We start from the raw sequence: 15,543 nt of genomic DNA on the forward strand, positions 1-15,543 counted from the left end.
ATGGCACAGAAGATCATCCGCGTCGGCGACATCGAGATTGCCAACGACAAACCCATGGTTCTGTTCGGCGGCATGAACGTGCTGGAAAGCCGTGACATGGCCATGCAGGTTTGCGAGGAGTACGTAAAGGTCACCGAAAAACTCGGTATCCCGTACGTGTTCAAAGCCAGCTTCGACAAGGCGAACCGTTCTTCTGTGACTTCGTATCGCGGTCCTGGCCTGGAAGAGGGCATGCGCATCTTCCAGGACATCAAGCAAGCCTTCGGCGTGCCGATCATCACCGACGTTCACGAGCCGGATCAGGCTGCGGTCGTCGCTGAGGTCTGCGACATCATTCAGCTGCCGGCCTTCCTGTCGCGCCAGACCGATCTGGTTGTCGCGATGGCCAAGACCAACGCAGTGATCAACATCAAGAAAGCCCAGTTCCTCGCGCCTCAGGAAATGAAACACATCCTGAACAAGTGCGTGGAAGCCGGTAACGATCAGTTGATCCTCTGCGAGCGCGGTTCGAGCTTCGGCTACAACAACCTCGTGGTCGATATGCTCGGCTTCGGCATCATGAAGCAGTTCGAATACCCGGTGTTCTTCGACGTGACCCACTCGCTGCAAATGCCCGGCGGTCGTTCCGACTCCGCCGGCGGTCGCCGCGCGCAGGTTACCGATCTGGCCAAGGCCGGCATGAGCCAGTCGCTGGCGGGGCTGTTCCTCGAAGCGCACCCGGATCCGGACAACGCCAAATGCGACGGCCCTTGTGCCTTGCGTCTGGACAAACTGGAGCCATTCCTGGCCCAGCTCAAAGCTCTGGACGAACTGGTGAAGAGTTTTCCGACGGTAGAAACCGCGTAACGCTCGATTCTCCGGTAAAGTACCGCACGATTTGTCGCTCAGGCCTTCGGGCTTGAGCGCTGTCGTCTGCAAGTCTGCCCGCTGTACCTCGCTTGCCGACGATAAAGATTTCCTCTAGCTGCGTCGTTTTCGTCAACTTTGGAGTGTTTACAACAATGGCAAAAATCGTCGACATCAAAGGTCGTGAAGTTCTCGACTCCCGTGGCAATCCCACCGTGGAAGCGGACGTGCTTCTCGACAACGGCATCATCGGCAGCGCCTGCGCGCCGTCCGGTGCATCCACTGGCTCGCGTGAAGCACTCGAGCTGCGTGATGGCGACAAGAGCCGTTACCTGGGCAAGGGCGTGCTCAAGGCGGTAGCCAACATCAATGGTCCGATCCGCGATCTGCTGCTGGGCACCGACCCAAGCGACCAGAAAGCCCTTGACCACGCGATGATCAAGCTCGACGGTACCGAAAACAAGGCAACCCTGGGCGCCAACGCCATTCTCGCGGTATCCCTGGCTGCGGCCAAGGCGGCTGCGCAGGATCAGGACCTGCCGCTGTACGCACACATCGCCAACCTCAACGGCACCCCAGGTGTGTACTCGATGCCGGTGCCGATGATGAACATCATCAACGGTGGCGAGCACGCCGATAACAACGTCGACATCCAGGAATTCATGGTGCAGCCGGTTGGTGCCAAGTCGTTCTCGGAAGGTCTGCGCATGGGCACCGAGATTTTCCATCACTTGAAAGCTGTGCTGAAGGCCCGTGGCCTGAGCACTGCGGTGGGCGACGAAGGCGGTTTCGCACCGAACCTGGCGTCTAACGAAGACGCGCTGAAAGTGATCTCCGAAGCCGTGGCCAACGCCGGTTACAAGCTGGGCACCGACGTGACGCTGGCGCTGGACTGCGCCGCGAGCGAGTTCTACGAAGACGGCAAGTACAACCTGTCCGGCGAAGGCCAGGTGTTCACTGCTGAAGGTTTCGCCGACTACCTCAAAGGTCTGACCGAGCGTTACCCGATCATCTCGATCGAAGACGGTCTGGACGAGTCCGACTGGGCTGGCTGGAAAATCCTCACCGACAAGATCGGCGAGAAGACTCAGCTGGTAGGCGACGACCTGTTCGTGACCAACACCAAGATCCTGAAAGAGGGCATCGATAAAAAGATCGCCAACTCGATCCTGATCAAGTTCAACCAGATCGGCACCCTGACCGAAACCCTGGAAGCCATTCAGATGGCCAAGGCTGCCGGCTACACCGCCGTGATCTCGCACCGCTCCGGCGAAACCGAAGATTCGACCATTGCCGACCTGGCCGTGGGCACCTCGGCTGGCCAGATCAAGACCGGTTCGCTGTGCCGCTCCGACCGTGTTTCCAAGTACAACCAACTGCTGCGTATCGAAGAGCAGTTGAACGGCAAGGCCAAGTACAACGGTCGCACCGAGTTTCGCGGTTAAGCGCAACCTGATCAAAGGACACCGGATTGTGTCGGAAAAGTCGTGACAGCGATGGATTTGCCACTAATCTGATGCCTTAAGCACAAGCCTGGACCTTTCCAGGCTTCGTGCTATCAGATGCTGCAACATTATGCGTGGCTGTCTTTTTTCACTGGATACCTGATATTCGATGCGCAGTCCTTACTGGTTGTTTCTTGTTTTGCTCTTGCTGCTGGCCGGTCTGCAGTACCGCCTGTGGGTGGGCAATGGCAGTCTGGCGCAGGTCGCCGAGCTGAAACAGCAGATCGCCGATCAACATGCCGAAAACGAAGGCCTGCTGGAGCGCAACCGGGTGATGGACGCTGAAGTCAGCGAGTTGAAAAAAGGCATGGAGACCGTTGAAGAGCGGGCTCGTCACGAACTGGGCATGGTCAAGGACGGCGAAACCCTTTACCAGTTGGCCCAATGATCGATTCCCTGCCGGCCTTCTGGGCCGTGATTCCTGCCGCGGGCGTCGGTGCCCGAATGGCCGCGGACCGTCCCAAGCAATACCTGCAACTGGGCGGGCGCACAATTCTCGAACACAGCCTCGGCTGTTTCCTCGATCATCCGAGCCTCAAGGGGCTGGTGGTCAGTCTTGCTGTAGACGATCCTTATTGGCCTAACCTGGCTTGCGTCAGCGATCCGCGCATTCAACGGGTGGACGGCGGGGGCGAGCGTTCAGGCTCGGTGCTCAATGCCTTGTTGCATTTGCATGCGCAGGGTGCCGGTGATGAGGACTGGGTGCTGGTGCACGATGCGGCGCGGCCGAATCTGAGTCGCGATGATCTCGACAAGTTGTTGACCGAGCTGGCGGATGACCCGGTCGGTGGTCTGTTGGCGGTGCCCGCCCGGGATACGCTCAAGCGCGTCGATAAAAACGGTCGTGTGGTTGAAACGGTGGATCGCAGCGTTATCTGGCAGGCCTATACCCCACAGATGTTTCGCCTCGGCGCGTTGCATCGGGCGTTGGCGGACAGTCTGGTGGCTGATGCGGTGATTACTGACGAAGCGTCGGCAATGGAGTGGGCGGGGCTGGCACCGCGTCTGATTGAAGGGCGGGCGGACAACCTTAAGGTGACCCGGCCGGAAGATCTGGAGTGGTTGCGCCAGCGTTGGGCTAACCGCCATTAAAGGCCAAAAGATCGCAGCCTTCGGCAGCTCCTGCAGGGGAATGCGATCTCCTGTAAGAGCTGCCGAAGGCTGCGATCTTTTGACTTTTCAATCCCGATATTCCGGGCGCTCAGTCAACCCCACCTTCAAATAATCCACCAACTTGCGCACCTTCGGCGACAAATGTCGTTGTTGCGGATACAACGCCCACACCGCCGTGTTCGGTGGCTGATGCGCCTCCAGCAAAGAAATCAACGTGCCCCTGTGCAAATGCTCAAGCACGTAATAATCCGGCAGTTGACACAAACCCACCCCCTGCAGCGCCGCATCCAGCACCGCCTGTCCACTGTTGCAACGCCAGTTACCCTGCACGCGCTGGGAAAATTCGCGGCCGTTCTGCTCCAGTTGCCAGATATCCGAACTGCCGATCAGGCAATTGTGCCGACTCAATTCCGACAAGCTGTGTGGGCGCCCGTACCTTTCCAGGTAGGACGGGGACGCGCACAGATACATCCTTCGGGGCGCGAGCCGGGTGGCGACCAATCGCGAATCCTGTAAGCGGCCAAGGCGAATCGCCAGATCCAGCCCTTCATGTACCAGATCCAGTTGACGATTACTCAGCTCGATATCAATGCGTAACTGTGGATGAAGGCCCATGAACCGCGTCACCAGCGGCACGATGAAGCGCTCGCCATACGCCACGGCACACGTCATGCGCAGCATGCCTTTCGGTTCGCTGGCCAAATCGCCTACCGCGCGCAAGGCTTCCTCGCGACCGTCCTGCAGACGCTGGCAATGCTGCAGGAAGGTTTGCCCAGCTTCGGTCAATGTTACCCGTCGAGTACTGCGATAGAGCAAGCGCGTCTGTAAGCGCTCCTCCAGTCGTACGATTTGTCGACTGATGTGCGAGGAAGAAACCCCAAGGCGTTCAGCCGCTGCGGTGAATTGGCTGCACTCGGCGACCGCGACAAATTCATCGATGCCTTCCCAACGGTTTTCGGACATTGGATTATCCCTGTACAGCAATAATATTTTGCATTTGCCCGGATTATTAATCACTTGGCGCTGAACTACACTGTTTGTCTGCTTTTTTATTCACTGGATTCACTGGAGAGTCAGCATGATCAAATCGCGTGCCGCCGTTGCCTTCGAGGCCAAGAAGCCGCTGGAAATCGTAGAAGTCGATGTGGCCATGCCCAAGGCTGGTGAAGTGTTGCTGCGCGTCGTTGCTTCCGGCGTTTGCCACACGGACGCCTACACCTTGTCGGGCGCGGATCCGGAAGGCATCTTCCCGTCGATCCTCGGGCATGAAGGTGGCGCCGTCGTGGAAGCGATCGGTGAGGGCGTGACCTCGGTTGCAGTCGGCGATCATGTCATTCCGCTGTACACCCCGGAATGCGGCCAGTGCAAATTCTGCAAGTCGGGCAAGACCAACCTCTGTCAGGCGATTCGAGCCACTCAAGGCAAAGGCCTGATGCCGGATGGCACTTCGCGTTTTTCCTACAAGGGCGAAACCATCTTCCACTACATGGGCACATCGACTTTTTCGGAGTACACCGTGCTGCCGGAAATTTCCGTAGCGAAGATCTCCAAAGACGCTCCGCTGGAAAAGGTTTGCCTGCTCGGTTGCGGCGTAACCACCGGTATCGGCGCCGTGCTCAACACTGCCAAGGTCAAACCGGGTGACACCGTGGCCATTTTCGGTCTCGGTGGGATTGGCTTGTCGGCCGTGATCGGTGCGGTGAAAGCCAAGGCTGCGCGGATCATCGCCATCGACATCAACCCGGCCAAATTCGAAATCGCCAAACAGCTGGGCGCCACCGATTGCGTGAACCCGAAAGACTACGATCGTCCGATTCAGGAAGTGATCGTCGACATGACCGATGGCGGCGTCGACTTCTCCTTCGAGTGCATCGGCAATGTGCAACTGATGCGCGCCGCGCTTGAGTGCTGCCACAAAGGCTGGGGCGAGTCGGTCATCATCGGTGTTGCCGGCGCCGGCCAGGAAATCGCCACTCGCCCATTCCAACTGGTCACCGGTCGCGTCTGGCGCGGTTCGGCGTTCGGCGGCGTGCGTGGCCGCAGCGAATTGCCAAGCTACGTCGACATGGCCCAGAGCGGCGAAATCCCGCTTGATACCTTCATCACCCACACCATGGGCCTGGAAGATATCAACAAGGCTTTCGACCTGATGCACGAAGGCAAGAGCATCCGCACAGTCATACATTTCTAACAGCAGCTCCAAGTTTCAAGCTTCAAGCTGCAAGTAAGGGCGAACGTGCCTTTTCTTCTAGCTGGAAGCTTGCCGCTTGCCGCTGGGGAGAATCCCTTGAATCTGGAAAACATTTCCTGTCAGAAAAGTTTCGGTGGCTGGCACAAGCGCTACCGCCATCGTTCCGAAGTGCTGGATTGCGACATGGTCTTTGCCGTGTACCTGCCGCCCCAAGCAGAGCAGGGCGGCAAGCTGCCGGTGTTGTACTGGTTGTCGGGGCTGACGTGCACCGACGAGAACTTCATGCACAAGGCCGGTGCGCTGCGCATGGCGGCGGAACTCGGTTTGATCATCGTCGCTCCGGACACCAGCCCACGCGGCCCGGACGTCCCGGATGATGCGGACAAAGCCTGGGATTTCGGCCTCGGTGCCGGGTTTTATCTGAACGCCACGCAGGAGCCGTGGGCGCGACACTATCGGATGCATGACTATGTCGTGAAGGAATTGCCTGCTTTGGTTGAAGCGCATTTTCCCGCTTCCGAAAAACGCAGCATCAGTGGTCACTCCATGGGTGGTCATGGCGCTCTCGTCTGCGCGTTGCGCAACCCTGGGCGTTATAAATCGGTGTCGGCCTTTTCGCCGATCACCCATCCGATCGATTGCCCGTGGGGCCAGAAAGCTTTCTCGCATTATTTGGGCGAAGACCGTTCCAAGTGGAAGGAGTGGGACGCCTGTGTGCTGATCGCCGATGCTGCCGAGAAGTTGCCGTTGCTGGTCGATCAGGGCGATCGCGACGACTTCCTCGCCAGCCAGCTTAAACCCGAAGCCTTGCAACACGCGGCAAAACAAGCGAATCATCCGCTGCAGTTGCGCCTGCAACCGGGCTACGACCACAGCTATTTCTTCATCTCAAGCTTCATTGACGACCACTTGCAGCATCACGCACGCGCTCTAGGCGCCTAATGTCCGACAAAGCAGGTAGAATCACGCCCTGACAAAAATCGGGGCGTTTTTTTATGCGTATTGGCCACGGCTACGATGTGCATCGTTTCGCTGAAGGCGACTTCATCACTCTGGGCGGCGTGCAGATTGCACACGGCTTCGGGCTGCTCGCTCATTCCGACGGTGACGTCCTGCTGCACGCCTTGAGCGACGCCTTGCTTGGCGCGGCGGCGCTGGGTGATATCGGCAAACATTTCCCGGACACCGATCCGCAATTCAAGGGCGCCGACAGCCGCGTGCTGCTGCGTCATGTGGTCAGTCTGATCCACGCCAACGGCTGGAAAGTCGGCAACGTCGACAACACCATCGTTGCCCAGGCGCCGAAAATGGCGCCGCATATCGAATCGATGCGCGCGCTGATCGCGGCGGATCTTCAAGTTGAGTTGGATCAAGTGAACGTCAAAGCTACCACCACCGAAAAGCTTGGCTTTGTCGGTCGCGAAGAAGGCATCGCCGTGCACTCCGTTGCCTTGTTGCTGCGCGCATGAATGAACTGCAATTGCTCGGCCCGCGAGCCTATGGCGAACCCCTTGGCACGGCGGTATTGAAAGCCATCGCCGAAGATTTTCAGGTCGATGAAGTGCTGGATATTCCGTTCAGCGGTGACGGCGAACATCTGTGGATCTGGGTGGAAAAGCGCGGCCTCAATACCGAAGAAGCGGCGCGGCGGATTGCCAAAGCGGCGGGCGTGCCGTTGCGCACCGTCAGCTACGCCGGCCTGAAAGACCGTCAGGCCCTGACCCGACAGTGGTTCAGCGTGCAATTGCCGGGCAAGGCCGATCCGGATCTTTCGGCAGCGGAAAACGACACGCTGAAGATCCTCAAGATCACGCGCCACAAGCGCAAGCTGCAACGCGGTGCGCACTCGGCCAACGGTTTCACGCTGCGCCTGACTCAACTCAATAGCGATAAAGATGCGCTTGAAGAGCGGCTGCAACTGATCGCCAAACAAGGCATTCCCAATTATTTCGGCGCCCAGCGCTTCGGCCATGACGGCGGCAATGTCGTCGACGCGCGGGCGTGGGCGGCGCGCAAGGCCTTGCCGGAACAGCGCAATGTGCGTTCGCGCTTGCTGTCGACGGCGCGCAGTTATCTATTCAATCAGGTGCTGGCGGCGCGCGTCGCCAATGGCACCTGGAACACCGCACTGGTTGGCGATCTGCTGGCGTTCACTGACAGCCGCAGTTTTTTCCCCGCTGGTGAGGCCGAATGCAGCGATCCGCGTCTGGCGATTCTCGACCTGCACCCGACCGGTCCGCAGTGGGGTGAAGGTGACTCGCCCGCAGCTGGCGCAGTCCATGCACTGGAGCAGGCGATCGCCGCCCGTGAAGCGGATCTGCGCGACTGGTTGATCCACGCCGGCATGAGCCATGAACGTCGCATCCTGCGGCTGCCCATTGGCGGGTTGACGTGGCATTATCCCCAACCTGACATTCTGCAACTGGAATTCGTCCTCCCGGCCGGATGCTTTGCCACTGTACTGGTGCGCGAGCTTGTTGATCTGGTGCCGGTGGGGCAGACGGACAGCCCATGCGTATTCTGATTTCTAACGACGATGGGGTAACTGCACCCGGTCTCGCCGCGCTTTATGCTGCGCTGGCGGATTACACCGAATGCGTGGTTATCGCCCCGGAACAGGACAAAAGCGGCGCCAGCAGTTCGCTGACGCTCGACCGTCCGTTGCACCCGCAATACCTGGCCAACGGCTTCATCAGCCTCAACGGCACACCGACCGACTGCATTCACCTGGGCCTCAACGGCTTGCTTGAGCGCGAGGCGGACATGGTGGTTTCCGGCATCAATCTGGGCGCCAATCTCGGTGACGACGTCCTGTATTCCGGGACCGTGGCGGCAGCGCTTGAAGGACGTTTTCTTGAGCGTCCGTCGTTCGCGTTTTCCTTGGTCTCGCGCCAGGTGGATAACCTGCCGACCGCGGCCTACTTTGCGCGCAAACTGGTCGAGGCCCATGCCGGGCTCGATCTGCCACCGCGCACGGTGCTCAACGTGAACGTTCCCAATCTGCCGATCGATCACATCCGCGGCATTCAGTTGACCCGCCTCGGCCATCGCGCCCGTGCGGCGGCACCGATGAAAGTGGTCGATCCGCGCGGCAAGGCCGGTTACTGGATCGCCGCTGCCGGCGACGCTGAAGACGGCGGCCCGGGCACTGATTTTCATGCCGTCATGCAGGGCTATGTGTCCATCACGCCGTTGCAGCTCGATCGCACCTTCAACGATGCGTTCAGAAGTCTCGATGGCTGGCTGGGAGGGCTGAGCTGATGCGTGAACATGACGACCGCCTGCGCAGCGGCATTGGCATGACATCACAGCGCACGCGTGAGCGACTGATCCAGCGTCTGTATGAAGAAGGCGTGTCGAACGCCAAGGTGCTGGAAGTGATCCGCCGCACCCCGCGTCACCTGTTTGTTGACGAGGCACTGGCCCATCGCGCTTACGAAGACACCGCGCTGCCGATCGGCAACAACCAGACCATTTCCCAGCCTTACATGGTGGCGCGCATGAGCGAGCTGCTGCTGGAGGCGGGCCCGCTGGACAAGGTGCTGGAAATCGGCACCGGCTCTGGTTACCAGACGGCGGTGTTGTCGCAACTGGTTGAGCGGGTGTTTTCCGTCGAGCGCATCAAGGTGCTGCAGGACCGCGCCAAAGAGCGACTGGTCGAGTTGAACCTGCGTAACGTGGTGTTTCGTTGGGGCGATGGCTGGGAAGGCTGGCCGGCGCTCGCGCCGTACAACGGCATCATCGTCACCGCCGTTGCCACCGACGTGCCGCAGGCATTGCTCGATCAACTGGCTCCCGGTGGGCGCATGGTGATTCCGGTCGGCTCCGGTGAAGTGCAACAACTGATGCTGATCGTGCGCGAAGAACATGGCTTTTCCCGACACGTTCTGGGCGCTGTGCGTTTCGTGCCGTTGCTCAATGGGCCACTGGCCTGAGCATTTATAAACAGACGCTGAATTCCTTTCAACGGTGCCGGTCTTACACCGGCAGCCAGGGTTTAAACGCAGCGTAGTTGCCCTTGGCAAACGTGTGCGTCCGGTGATTTCGCATCATTGAAGGTAAAGCCGGTTCGGCCCGTTATACTTGCGACGTTTCATGCCGCAACGCGGCATCCAGAATTTTCAGCCACCACAAAGGGAGCGGCGGGTGAGTCTCACAGTCATTGCGCAGCGTATGGGTAACACGAGCTTTCAGCGCCTGGTGACTGGCCTTGTCTTGAGCACCTTGCTGGTCGGTTGCTCCAGCACCAAATCGAGCAGCGTGCACGTCGTTGATCGCAATAATGCGGTGGCGCAACGTCCTACCGTCACCACCGGGCAGTATGTAGTCCGTCCTGGCGATACTTTGTTTTCGATCGCTTTTCGTTACGGCTGGGACTACAAAACCCTCGCCGCGCGGAACAACATTCCTACGCCGTATACGATCCACCCGGGTCAGACAATTCGCTTCGACGGCCGTAGCGGTTCAGCGCCGACGGCGGTGGTGAGCAACTCCAGTTCTTCGCCATCTTCGTCGAGTAAAACCACGGTAATCCGGCGCCAGGCGAATGGCACCACAACCACTACAACCACCGGTTCCAAAGGGGTTGTACCGTCCGTCGCGAGCAAACCTGCGCCCGCTCCACTGCCTCCGGCAGGCCCGGCCCCGACCGGCTGGGGGTGGCCATCTAGTGGCGTTCTTATTGGAAAATTCTCTTCAAACGGTAGTTTGAATAAAGGAATTGATATCGCCGGAGATTTGGGACAGCCTGTTTTAGCTGCGTCTGATGGGACGGTCGTATACGCCGGGAGTGGCTTAAGGGGCTACGGCGAATTGGTCATCATCAAACACAGCGAAACCTACGTCAGTGCTTACGGACATAACCGCAGGCTGTTGGTTCGGGAGGGGCAGCAGGTCAAGGTCGGACAGACAATTGCCGAAATGGGGTCAACGGGTACAGACCGGGTGAAACTGCATTTTGAGATTCGCCGCCAAGGTAAACCTGTGGATCCGCTGCAGTTCCTGCCAAGACGTTGATTTGAAGGCCAGCCTGTTCCGTCGCGTAGAGGGGACAGGCTCCAGCGTTGCCAAGGATAAAGGCGTCGCTTGAGCTTGGGGTCGAACTCACCAAAGGACTATAACAATGGCTCTCAGTAAAGAAGTGCCGGAGTTTGACATCGACGATGAGGTTCTCCTTATGGAGACCGGCATCGATTCGGATTCGATGTTGAATGATGAAGGGGCTGCTCCACCTTCCGTTCGTTCCAAATCCAGACACTCCGCCACACTCAAACAACATAAGTACATCGACTACACTCGGGCACTTGATGCCACGCAGCTGTATCTCAACGAAATCGGCTTTTCCCCTCTGCTCTCTCCGGAAGAAGAAGTTCATTTTGCGCGCTTGTCGCAAAGTGGTGACCCGGCCGGGCGCAAGCGCATGATCGAAAGTAACCTGCGGCTGGTGGTCAAGATCGCTCGGCGTTACGTCAATCGTGGGCTGTCGCTGCTGGATCTCATCGAAGAGGGCAACCTCGGCCTGATCCGCGCGGTGGAAAAGTTCGATCCCGAGCGCGGCTTCCGCTTCTCGACCTATGCGACCTGGTGGATCCGTCAGACCATCGAACGCGCGATCATGAATCAGACCCGGACCATTCGGTTGCCGATTCATGTGGTCAAGGAACTCAACGTGTACCTGCGGGCTGCACGGGAGCTGACGCAAAAACTCGATCACGAACCTTCACCCGAAGAAATCGCCAACCTGCTGGAAAAACCGGTAGGCGAGGTCAAGCGTATGCTCGGCCTGAATGAACGGGTATCTTCGGTCGACGTCTCGCTGGGTCCGGATTCGGATAAAACCCTGCTGGACACGCTCACTGACGATCGTCCCACCGATCCTTGCGAACTGCTGCAGGATGACGACCTGTCTCAGAGCATCGATCAATGGCTGTCGGAGCTGACCGACAAGCAGCGTGAGGTGGTGATTCGCCGCTTCGGCCTGCGCGGCCACGAGAGCAGCACCCTGGAAGACGTAGGCCTGGAGATCGGTCTGACCCGTGAGCGGGTTCGGCAGATCCAGGTTGAGGGCCTCAAGCGTTTGCGCGAAATCCTCGAGAAGAATGGCCTGTCGAGCGAGTCGCTGTTTCAATAAGTGCTTTTTTGACCGCCCGCAAAAAGCCCCGGCTGATTTGATCAGTCGGGGCTTTTTGTTGACAACCTTCCTCGTGCACTCGGTCTGGCAGGCAGGGCACCAGACAAGCGGTCGGCAATTTCTGTGTTTGTCGTCTCGCGCTGTAAGCCTTCGCTTACTGTGCCGTAAGTGTTCGTTATTTTTACACTTCGGTAGACGGCGATCGCCATCTGCTACAACCGCTAAGCTTCTGATTTTTAATCGTATTTTTTCATTGTTATGCCTTTATGACAGGTCGCAAGCGCACCGAGGGCCAATTGCTCCTCAGCGCAAAACCGCTAATATCTCAAGTGTGTCGACGGACAGACACGCCCTTCACGGAGGAGGGGAATGGACATCGCAGGAAGCGATTCATCAGGACGATGAAAAGGATCACAGGGAATAGGGAAAAAATGTGGGCGGGTCATACCGCCCCTTTTTTCGCCTGCAGAAAAGTGATAGCTGCAAAAGCAAAAAGGCCCGCAAGGGCCTTTTCAATCGAGCGCGAGCGATCAGCGTTCGAGTTGTTCGATCTTGTTCGGCTTGCCATCCCACTCGGCGGAATCCGGAAGAGGATCCTTGCGCTCGGTGATGTTCGGCCAGATATCTGCCAGCTCGGCGTTGAGCTCGATGAAGTTTTCCATGCCACTTGGGATCTCGTCTTCCGAGAAGATCGCCACAGCCGGGCATTCTGGTTCACACAGCGCGCAGTCGATGCACTCGTCCGGGTGAATCACCAGGAAGTTCGGGCCTTCGTAAAAGCAGTCCACCGGACAGACTTCTACGCAGTCGGTGTACTTGCACTTGATGCAGTTGTCGGTGACGACGAAGGTCATTTCTAATTTTCTCCTCAGGCGGCGGCAGCGTTGCCCCTTCACGGTTGGGGTCGCCAGGTTCGGGAGCGATACCTGCTGACCAGGCTATGAGCCAGCAGCATCCCGAACCGCGCGAGATTCTAACAGCTTGAAGCGATTTGCGTTATATCCGCTTCTTCAGTGCTTATATCCGGTTCTTCAGTGCGTAGAGCATTTCGAGCGCACGCCGTGGCGTCATGTCGTCCAGATCCACTTTCGCCAATTCGTCCAGTACAGGATGCGGCAGCGAGGCAAACATATCGCTTTGCTGGGGTGTCGAGGGTTTCCCCTTGGCCGCCGGTTTCGGGGCTTCGTGGGGCAGGGCAGTGTCTTCCAGGCGGCTCAGATGCTCGCGCGCGCGCAGGATCACTTCGCTCGGCACGCCCGCCAGTTGCGCCACCGCCAGGCCATAGCTCTGACTGGCAGGCCCGGGCAGAACGTGGTGCAGGAACACGATGCGTTCGTTGTGCTCGGTAGCGTTGAGGTGCACGTTAGCGACAAGAGGTTCGGCTTCGGGCAGCACGGTCAGTTCAAAATAATGGGTGGCGAACAGGGTGTAGGCGCGCAGATGGGCCAGACGCTCAGCCGCCGCCCACGCCAGCGACAGACCGTCGAAAGTGCTGGTGCCACGTCCGACTTCGTCCATCAGCACCAGACTGCGCTCGGTAGCGTTATGCAGGATATTGGCGGTTTCGCTCATCTCGACCATGAAAGTCGAACGACCGCCAGCGAGGTCATCGCTGGAACCGATGCGGGTGAAAATCCGATCCACCAGCGACAGCTCGCAACTGGCGGCCGGTACAAAGCTGCCGATATGCGCCAGGAGCACAATCAGAGCTGTTTGCCGCATGTAGGTGGACTTACCGCCCATGTTCGGGCCGGTGATGACCAGCATGCGCGTGTTGTCGTCCAGGCTAAGATCGTTGGCTACGAACGGTGTGGTCAGCACTTGCTCGACCACCGGGTGACGACCCTGGGTGATGCGCATGCACGGCTCGCTGACGAAACGCGGGCAGTTGAGGTCAAGATTCAGCGCACGCTCGGCGAGGTTGCTCAGCACATCGAGCTCAGCCAGCGCCCCGGCGGTGTCCTGCAACGGCGGCAATTGGCTGATCAAGTCCTCGAGCAGCGCCTCGTAAAGCATTTTTTCCCGAGCCAGCGCGCGGCTCTTGGCCGACAGCGCTTTATCTTCGAACTCTTTCAACTCCGGCGTGATGAATCGCTCGGCGCCCTTCAGTGTCTGCCGGCGGATGTAGTCCGCCGGCGCCGACTCAGCCTGCTTGCTCGGCAATTCGATGAAGTAGCCGTGGATGCGGTTGTAGCCGACTTTCAGATTGGCCAGGCCGGTGCGGGCCTTTTCGCGGGCTTCCAGATCGATGAGGAACTGTCCGGCGTTTTCGCTCAGTGATTGCAGTTCATCAAGCTCGCTGTCGTAACCGGTTTTCAGCACGCCGCCGTCACGGATCACCGCAGGCGGGTTATCGATAATGGCTTTTGCCAGCAGCGCCGCCAGTTCCGGGTAAGTGCTGGTGGTAGCCGCCAGATGCTGCAAGTGCGGCGCTTCCAGATCGGTCATCGCCACTTGCAGTTCAGGCAGTGCGCCGAGTGCATCGCGCAGACGCGCAAGGTCACGCGGCCGCGCGTTGCGCAGACCGATCCGCGCCAGGATCCGCTCGATGTCACCGATTTCCTTGAGCTGCGGTTGCAGCTTTTCGAAGCGGTAACCGTCGAGCAGGCAACGGATCGAGGTTTGGCGGGCCAGCAGTACGGAGAGATCGCGCAGTGGCCGGTTCAGCCAACGAGTGAGCAAACGGCTGCCCATGGCGGTCTGGCAGCGATCAACGACCGATTGCAGGGTGTTGTCGCGGCCGCCGGCCAGGTTGGTGTCGAGTTCCAGATTGCGCCGGCTGGCACCGTCCAGCACCACGGTGTCATCGAGGCGTTCGTGACGCAGGCTGCGCAAGTGAGGCAGGGCGGTGCGCTGGGTTTCCTTGGCGTAGGCCAACAGGCAACCGGCAGCGCCAATGGCCAGGGTCAGGTTTTCGCAGCCGAAGCCTTTCAGGTCTTGGGTGGAAAACTGCTGGCAGAGACTTTTCAACGCAGAGTCACGCTCGAAGTCCCACGGCGCACGACGACGCACGCCACGGCGTTTTTCCGCCGGCAGGTCTTTCGGCCAGTCATCCGGGATCAGCAGCTCAACCGGATTCACGCGCTCCAGCTCGGCCAGGAGGTTTTCCCAGCCTTTGATTTCGAGCACGGTGAAATTGCCGCTGGTGATGTCCAGCACCGCCAGACCAAACAGACGCTCGTCGCCCAATACGGCTGCGATCAAATTATCGCGACGCTCGTCCAGCAGCGCTTCATCACTGACCGTTCCCGGGGTGATGATACGCACGACCTGGCGTTCGACCGGGCCTTTGCTGGTGGCCGGGTCACCGACCTGTTCACAGATCACCACCGACTCGCCGAGCTTGACCAGTTTCGCCAGATAACCTTCCGCGGCGTGGTAAGGAATCCCACACATCGGAATCGCCTGACCCGCCGACTGCCCGCGCGCGGTCAGGGTGATATCCAGCAATTTGGCGGCTTTCTTCGCATCTTCGTAGAAGATCTCGTAGAAATCGCCCATGCGGTAGAACATCAGCTGATCCGGGTGCTGATTCTTCAGGCGCCAGTATTGCTGCATCATTGGGGTGTGGGAGGACAGGTCGGAAGTTGCTTTATTCATCAATGACTTAGCGCTTTTCTTTAAAAGTGTGGGGCGAAAAGAGAGCGTCTAGATAAGCGATTTGATCGCGGAGCCTATGCGGCTTGGTGCTGCGAACGCAGGCCGATCTATTCACTGTCCGGAGATGAAACTCTCGCCCATAGTTTTGCTAATTAGTG

General features: G+C 58.9%; 15 protein-coding genes. 12 read left to right on the forward strand and 3 right to left on the reverse strand.

The features are described 5' to 3' along the window. The 4 genes from kdsA (at position 1) to ispD (ending at position 3,443) form a co-directional block, all read left to right on the forward strand. A complete protein-coding gene (gene kdsA / locus CXF97_RS08475; protein WP_007954807.1) occupies positions 1 to 846 on the forward strand; it encodes a 3-deoxy-8-phosphooctulonate synthase in 846 nt (281 codons plus the stop codon). A 155-nt stretch (positions 847 to 1,001) separates the two neighbouring features. Continuing rightward, a complete protein-coding gene (gene eno / locus CXF97_RS08480) occupies positions 1,002 to 2,291 on the forward strand; it encodes a phosphopyruvate hydratase (RefSeq protein WP_101157885.1) in 1,290 nt (429 codons plus the stop codon). Between the two features lie 169 nt (positions 2,292 to 2,460). Next, entirely contained in the window at positions 2,461 to 2,739 is a 279-nt protein-coding gene (gene ftsB, locus CXF97_RS08485; protein ID WP_007964293.1) for a cell division protein FtsB, read from the forward strand. Beyond that, positions 2,736 to 3,443 (forward strand): 2-C-methyl-D-erythritol 4-phosphate cytidylyltransferase, encoded by a 708-nt coding sequence (gene ispD / locus CXF97_RS08490; protein WP_101157887.1) that lies wholly within the window; start codon positions 2,736 to 2,738, stop codon positions 3,441 to 3,443. Before ftsB ends, ispD begins: the two co-directional genes overlap by 4 nt. 87 nt (positions 3,444 to 3,530) lie before the next feature. Here the strand turns inward: ispD and CXF97_RS08495 are convergent, their stop codons facing one another. After that, on the reverse strand, positions 3,531 to 4,427 hold the full coding sequence (locus CXF97_RS08495; protein WP_101157889.1) for a LysR substrate-binding domain-containing protein: 897 nt from the start codon (positions 4,425 to 4,427) through the stop codon (positions 3,531 to 3,533). A 115-nt stretch (positions 4,428 to 4,542) separates the two neighbouring features. Between CXF97_RS08495 and CXF97_RS08500 the strand changes: the two genes are divergently transcribed. The 8 genes from CXF97_RS08500 to rpoS all read left to right on the forward strand — a co-directional run bounded on the left by CXF97_RS08500 (position 4,543) and on the right by rpoS (position 11,785). Further along, a complete protein-coding gene (locus CXF97_RS08500) occupies positions 4,543 to 5,655 on the forward strand; it encodes an S-(hydroxymethyl)glutathione dehydrogenase/class III alcohol dehydrogenase (protein ID WP_101157891.1) in 1,113 nt (370 codons plus the stop codon). A gap of 96 nt (positions 5,656 to 5,751) precedes the next feature. Then, complete coding sequence (fghA, locus tag CXF97_RS08505) at positions 5,752 to 6,597, forward strand: S-formylglutathione hydrolase (RefSeq protein WP_101157893.1); 846 nt, start codon at positions 5,752 to 5,754, stop codon at positions 6,595 to 6,597. 53 nt (positions 6,598 to 6,650) lie between these two features. Then, complete coding sequence (gene ispF, locus CXF97_RS08510; RefSeq protein WP_101157895.1) at positions 6,651 to 7,124, forward strand: 2-C-methyl-D-erythritol 2,4-cyclodiphosphate synthase; 474 nt, start codon at positions 6,651 to 6,653, stop codon at positions 7,122 to 7,124. Then, positions 7,121 to 8,179: a tRNA pseudouridine(13) synthase TruD gene (gene truD, locus CXF97_RS08515; protein ID WP_101157897.1), complete on the forward strand. Its 1,059-nt coding sequence runs from the start codon at positions 7,121 to 7,123 to the stop codon at positions 8,177 to 8,179. The genes ispF and truD overlap by 4 nt, the downstream gene beginning before the upstream one ends. Continuing rightward, complete coding sequence (gene surE / locus CXF97_RS08520; RefSeq protein WP_101157899.1) at positions 8,167 to 8,916, forward strand: 5'/3'-nucleotidase SurE; 750 nt, start codon at positions 8,167 to 8,169, stop codon at positions 8,914 to 8,916. The genes truD and surE overlap by 13 nt, the downstream gene beginning before the upstream one ends. 38 nt (positions 8,917 to 8,954) lie before the next feature. After that, positions 8,955 to 9,590 (forward strand): protein-L-isoaspartate(D-aspartate) O-methyltransferase, encoded by a 636-nt coding sequence (locus CXF97_RS08525; protein WP_160768345.1) that lies wholly within the window; start codon positions 8,955 to 8,957, stop codon positions 9,588 to 9,590. A gap of 211 nt (positions 9,591 to 9,801) precedes the next feature. Further along, on the forward strand, positions 9,802 to 10,671 hold the full coding sequence (locus tag CXF97_RS08530) for a peptidoglycan DD-metalloendopeptidase family protein (RefSeq protein WP_101157901.1): 870 nt from the start codon (positions 9,802 to 9,804) through the stop codon (positions 10,669 to 10,671). A gap of 106 nt (positions 10,672 to 10,777) precedes the next feature. Further along, positions 10,778 to 11,785 carry an RNA polymerase sigma factor RpoS gene (gene rpoS / locus CXF97_RS08535; protein WP_016771451.1) on the forward strand — a complete coding sequence of 336 codons (1,008 nt, stop codon included), beginning with the start codon at positions 10,778 to 10,780 and terminating at the stop codon, positions 11,783 to 11,785. A 530-nt stretch (positions 11,786 to 12,315) separates the two neighbouring features. Here the strand turns inward: rpoS and fdxA are convergent. Both fdxA and mutS read right to left on the reverse strand, forming a co-directional pair. Further along, a complete protein-coding gene (gene fdxA, locus CXF97_RS08540) occupies positions 12,316 to 12,639 on the reverse strand; it encodes a ferredoxin FdxA (RefSeq protein ID WP_101157903.1) in 324 nt (107 codons plus the stop codon). Positions 12,640 to 12,802: 163 nt separating this feature from the next. After that, positions 12,803 to 15,385, reverse strand: a complete 2,583-nt coding sequence (gene mutS, locus CXF97_RS08545) for a DNA mismatch repair protein MutS (protein ID WP_101157905.1) — start codon at positions 15,383 to 15,385, stop codon at positions 12,803 to 12,805. Positions 15,386 to 15,543: the final 158 nt, after the last annotated feature.

The organism is Pseudomonas sp. Choline-02u-1, from assembly GCF_002836515.1.
Taxonomy (GTDB): Bacteria; Pseudomonadota; Gammaproteobacteria; order Pseudomonadales; family Pseudomonadaceae; genus Aquipseudomonas.